This window comes from Catellatospora coxensis, from assembly GCF_016862635.1.
Taxonomy (GTDB): domain Bacteria; phylum Actinomycetota; class Actinomycetes; order Mycobacteriales; family Micromonosporaceae; genus Catellatospora; species Catellatospora coxensis.
The window spans coordinates 1-5,388 of sequence record NZ_BONI01000161.1; the positions used below are offsets into that span (position 1 = coordinate 1).

Sequence of the window (5,388 nt, forward strand, 5' to 3'; positions counted from 1 at the left end):
TTTCCGTCGGCCTTGCGGACCGCGTACCGCAGAACCTCCGGCGCGTACCGCCGGTACAGCGGGTCGAATGCCTCCAGGTCGCCGGACTGCGCCAACGCCACCAGTTCCCGCGCCGACATATCGACCAGATCAGACAGCCGCTGCCCGTTTTTGGGCAGGGTGGAGCTACGCTTCTCGTGCATCGTTCAAGGTCCTTCCTGGCAGAGGGGACTTGGGATGTCCGGCCTCGGCGGGGGTGGAGCCCCGCTGAGGCCTCTCTTTTCGGTCAGAGTACGCAGTCACTGCATACTAGTCAATGCGCGATGTCCGCCGACATCGCCTGACGCTGGTTGCGTCTCGGCAATGACGGCCGCCCCCCGGGGAACTAGGCATCAGTCGATGGGAACGTGCAGAAAATGCGATCTAAACCAAGTGGCTAACTAGCTGCGTAAATACCACTTTGAAGTTGGCAACTGGAATGGATCTTGTGGACGTGCGCTGGTCCAAACTGGTGTACTGCTGATCACGGATGGTGAAGCCCTGACCTCGCGACTGCCGTTAGCCCCGACTGTCGCCGCTTCGGTCAGGGCTTCTGGGTGGATCTCTTGCACACCCATTACGCCGTCCGGACTGCCGATCGCACTAGATGACAGCACTGGACGTTGGGAGGACATCGACGATGTCCATAGGCGTGAGCAGCGCCAATGCGGATGCGGGCAGCACTACGGCTCGCCTACGGCTGGAACGCGGGTGGAGCCGCCAGCGGCTCGCGCACGAATTCCACAGGCTGGCGAGCCAGCGCGGGGAGAGGCTGCCATCCGCGAACTCGGTCATCAAGCAGATCTACCGTGTCGAAAGCGGCAGGACGCACACCCCCGAGCAGCCCTATGTGGACCTATGGTGCGAGGTATTTGGCGTCGGCGCTGACGTGCTGTTCGGCTCAGCCGCATCGGCGGTGGACCCTCCGGCGGATGAAACCGGCCCGTACGAGGTGGTGAGCCACAAGTTCATTCCGGTGCACCTCGGCGGGCAGCGAGCGGCAGCGCTAGCGGCGCGAGTCGACGCGACCCCTGCCGCTGGCCAGTGGTGGGCCGGGTGCCGAATTCTGCCCGTTGAGACCGCTGCAGGCAGGAGCGCCGACCTGTATGTGTGGCCATGGGGTGTGGCGCTGGCCCACCTGCGAGAGGAGTTGGAGCTGGAGACGCTGACGGACCTCGCGCTGTGGCGTCGCTCGTCCTACCCGGCGTCGCGAGCGTGGACGGATGAGCAGGTCCGGGGGATCACGGGTGATCAGGAGATCAGCTCGCCGTACTGTTTCTCCGGCTACTGGCTGAAGAGCGCCAAGTGGGAGGGGGAGCGGCTGGATCGGGCGGTACGGCTGCTGTCCATGCCGTCGCAGCTGCTTCAGAGGGTGGACCGAACCGACGACGCGGCAGCGCTCCTGGCCGGCGGACGACAGGTCGAGCAGGTGATGATGCGCGACGGAGTAGAGCGGGCGGACCTTGTGGCATTCGGTGCGAGTGGCGTGTCGGTCGCGTATGCAAGCTGGTCGAGTGTCGCGTACCACCCGCTGGTGGCCGAATCCGCGTTGCCGGAGTCGGAGCTTGTGGCCTGTGAGCTGCTCGTACAAGGCATCTGGTGCTACACGCGGGAGATCCTCCACCAGGTGGAGGCGGGAATTGACCCAGTGGTGCCGGTGCCGTATGGCTGGAGGTTCCTGCGCGCCGTACGCTCGCGGTTGACCGTCGCTACGCCGGAGGAGACGGGGCAGGCTCACTCGATGCGCGTGGCGGTCTTGGAGACCAGCAAGATTGTTCCTCAGTTGGACGCGGCACTGACCGCGCTCCGCGACTCGGAAGCCGGAGGCTAACTTGGACATCAACCGCGCAGTGCTCGTCGTGGTCGACATGCAGCTGGGGTTCGTGCACCCGAACTCGGAGTATGTGGTGCCCCGGGTCGTGGACCTGGTGAAGCGTTGGAGCGACGCTGGCGGCGCGCTGATCTTCACGAGGTTCCTGAACTGGGCGGACAGCCCGTTTGAACGCTTCTTTTCCTGGTCAGCGTTGATGAATAGCCCGCAGACGGATCTGATCCCGGAGCTCGAACCGTACGCGGCCAGTGCGATTGTGGTTGATAAGCCGTTCTACACGCTGTTCACGGCCGAGGGCGAGCAGGCGATCTCCGCTGGTGGATGGACGGATCTAGTGATCTGCGGTCTGACTACGGAGTCGTGCGTGCTCAAGACGGCCGTAGACACGTTCGAGCGGCACCTCACGCCCTGGGTGGTGACCGACGCCTCCGCCACACACGCCGGTCAGCATGCGCACGAAGCTGGCCTGCTAGTGATCTCCCGATTCATCGGGCGCGGCCAGCTCGTCACGCTTGCCGACGTTGCGCTGTCGCCCGGGGTGGTCGAGATCACGGCCGATCAGACGCCGGTGGTGCACAACATCGTGGCCTAACCAGGGATCTTCCGAGGGCCAGCGCTACGCCGAAGATGTTCGATCGCTGTCGGGCACGGGTCGTCCGCCGACGCCTGGACGTGGGCGGGCCTCGTGCCACTCGACGATCCGGGCCGGTCGCCAAACGTGGGTCCGTCCGAGGGTCATGTCCGGTGCCGGCATCTGCCCTCGCGCCCGATAGGTGCTCACCGTTCCGATTCCCACGCCCAGGTAGGTGGCCACATCGCTCGTGGTCCACCACTCCGCCGAGGGGTCAGGCGCATTCGTCACGGGGCAACGATAGCGGTTCCTCCACCTGACCCCAGTCGCGCAGAAGTGACTTCCGATCTGCATTTTTGTGTGACACAATTGCCGAGTGCAGGTCAGGTTCACGCGAGGATCGCGGAAACACAAGATCGGACGCGCGCATGCCCTGCACGTGATGGGCGCGGTCACGCCTGAGTTGATCTCCGGTGCTGGCGACCGGGGTGATGATCAGCTTCGGTGGGTGGGGCCGGACGACAGAGGGCTTGAGCTGGAGGTCATTGCTCTGGTCTTGCCTGACATGTTGTTGGTTATCCACGTGATGCCCACAGCGCTGAGGAGGACGCCATGAGTCAGAAGAAGGTAGAGGTCCGTCTGCCGGATGGGTCGGTGCGCGCAGCCGACCTCGGCCCGGACGTGGACCTTGATATCGAGGATGTCCGCGACAGTCGAGGTGAGCGGGTCACCGAGGAGTACGTCGAGGCGGCCATTAAGTCGGCCCGGCGCGGACGACCGTCCATCGCTGGCGAAGAGGGCGACTCGCCACGGGTGCAGTTCCGGGTGCCGACGCGGCTCCTCGATAGAGCGCGCGCACGCGCCGCTGCCGAGGGCAAAACCGTGAGCCAGCTCGCGCGCGAGGCGTTCGAGGAGAAGCTGGCCGCGTAATCGTGGTGCCTTGGCGAAAGGGCTACGGGAGGTGAGCCAGCCGTGACAGTGGAAGAGCACGCAGCTGCCCTGTTGGCGTTGGAGCAGGCCAGCCATGACGAGTTCGTGGCGAAGATCCAAGGGTGGGTGGAGTCGGCCGAAGCGGCGGGCGACGAGCTGCGCGCCCAGCGGCACCGCGAGCATCTCTCTCGTCTGGCTGCGATCCCGAAGCCATGGGAGCGGGCACGGAAGGCTGCATGACGACGCGCCCGCCGAGAGCCACGCTGCGCCAAGATCTCGGCATCGCGTAGGTATGGGCGTGCATCTAGAGTCGCCCCTGGTGGCGGTTTGGGGCGCGCGCGGAGTCGGCAAATCTCTCGGGCTTCGGCGCAGGGTCTGTCTGGAAACTCACGTTGAGTAACGACGACGAGCGGCAACCCCCATTCGCGCCACAGTCGTGCCATTCGCGCCAGCTTCCAGTACGTGGCGCGAATGGCGTGAATGGCGCGGCTGCACACGCACAGTCACCAGCCGCCCCAGTTCGGTGGAGCCTCTCGCTGAGCCTGACTGCCCTAGTCGGACTGGCTTGTCAGCGCGCCCGGCTTAGCGCACCATCCCAACCGATGGACGGAATGCCTTGAACGACGACCAGCGGTGCGCGTCACACCGTTAGATCCTGTGGCGCTTCTACACCGATCAACATTAGGGCATCTGCATGGTCAGGGCGGGTCCCATCCAAGGATCGGGAGACTTCCTCGAATAAAGGCTCATAATGGTCCCGAAGATACTCCAGTGCCTCCGATAACGTTGTCGGGTTAAATTCTGCGAGTTCACCGATTACGACTTCCCTTTCCTCAAATTGTGCCCGCCGGTCCATCGCCACAATGATGGCAGCAATCCATGCACCATCAGTTGTTGGCGTTGGCTGAACTCGCTGAACGGCGTCAACCAAGCCATCGACCGCCTGAAATGAGATGTGTCCCAAGTAGGCCGCGTTTGCCAAGATGTCGGCTGCCGAGCGCGTTTGCCTAATTGCTTGGAGCACTAGCACCAGGCACCCTGCGCCAACTGCCGCTACAAGCCACATCTTGTGATTTAGCGGTGCGACTATCGCCAGACAGACAATGGGCGGAGTGCAGCCAATCCTGAACTCAGCCTCCGAGCGAAGGCGGTCATATTCTTGATACAGGACGGGTGCGGTGATTGCCAATTGAGCGGCGCTGTGCTCAAGAGTTGAAATGGTGTGCCTGACAGGATAATGCATAGCGGCGACACCTGGCACGCCTACCTTTGTAAATGCATTGAGCTGTGCGTCAAAGATGAAGCCGCGCGCAGTCAGGCTGATTGGCGACCATGCGCGAGACAGGCGCACTGCCATGGAATACAAGACCCTTGGCTTGCGTTCATCCCCATGATTGTTCAGTTGAAGTTCAGCCAGTCGAGTAATGGGACTGAGGACCCTCAAACCCACCATTCGCATAAACGCTAGGCATAGAACTGTCATGACGCTTCCGATAATATATGCGCCTGCCAGAGCTGCGGGCCCCACTACTGACGTCGGCCACAATGCCGCAAGGTCGGCTAACGCAGCGGCCTGGTCAGTGTCGGACACCAGCTCAGACCGAATGGGTGCAAGAAGTAGCACCAAAGTAGTCAGCCACAGTATGCCTGCTGACATGGGAGTTCTGAAGTCGCGAAGTCCGGGTAGCAGAGTGCTGAGGAGTCCCACGCGGACATCGTAGACGCGAGCCGGGCGCGCAATCGGCTGAGCTACATGGATGGACCGGTTGTCGAGACATAGAGGCCGCATGACGAGCCCTGCCGGCGGTTGAACGAGCGGGCAGGCCGCCTCCGGCGGCTCACCGCCTGAGGCGGCTCCGCTTCGCTCCGCCGCGGACGCAGTGCACTGAGCCACCCGGACGCTTGCTGCCGAGGCAGGACCGAGTGACAAACTGAGTGACTGCCGACGCGTACAGGGGCGGACGGCCACGCACGCCAGAGGACCATCTGAGCTGGTGAGAGCAAGAGTCGCACGAGACCAATAGCCCACGATCTTTGC

5 protein-coding genes and 1 pseudogene are annotated in these 5,388 nt (G+C 63.4%); 4 read left to right on the plus strand and 2 right to left on the minus strand.

The annotated features are described in order from the left end of the window. Positions 1-182, minus strand: a pseudogene (locus Cco03nite_RS41575) (sigma-70 family RNA polymerase sigma factor); the annotation flags it as partial. Positions 183-670: 488 nt separating this feature from the next. Between Cco03nite_RS41575 and Cco03nite_RS41580 the strand changes: the two are divergent. From Cco03nite_RS41580 to Cco03nite_RS41595, 4 genes are all read left to right on the plus strand, one after another. Further along, entirely contained in the window at positions 671-1,849 is a 1,179-nt protein-coding gene (locus Cco03nite_RS41580; RefSeq protein ID WP_239168087.1) for an XRE family transcriptional regulator, read from the plus strand. Between the two features lies 1 nt (position 1,850). Further along, the gene (locus Cco03nite_RS41585) at positions 1,851-2,441 is read left to right on the plus strand and encodes a cysteine hydrolase family protein (RefSeq protein ID WP_203699563.1); all 591 of its coding nucleotides are present in this window, start codon (positions 1,851-1,853) and stop codon (positions 2,439-2,441) included. Between the two features lie 591 nt (positions 2,442-3,032). After that, the gene (locus tag Cco03nite_RS41590) at positions 3,033-3,350 is read left to right on the plus strand and encodes a hypothetical protein (RefSeq protein WP_203699564.1); all 318 of its coding nucleotides are present in this window, start codon (positions 3,033-3,035) and stop codon (positions 3,348-3,350) included. Between the two features lie 42 nt (positions 3,351-3,392). Beyond that, positions 3,393-3,590, plus strand: a complete 198-nt coding sequence (locus Cco03nite_RS41595; protein ID WP_203699565.1) for a hypothetical protein — start codon at positions 3,393-3,395, stop codon at positions 3,588-3,590. A gap of 400 nt (positions 3,591-3,990) precedes the next feature. Here the strand turns inward: Cco03nite_RS41595 and Cco03nite_RS41600 are convergent, their stop codons facing one another. Continuing rightward, entirely contained in the window at positions 3,991-4,707 is a 717-nt protein-coding gene (locus Cco03nite_RS41600; RefSeq protein ID WP_203699566.1) for a hypothetical protein, read from the minus strand. Between the last annotated feature and the right edge of the window lie 681 nt (positions 4,708-5,388).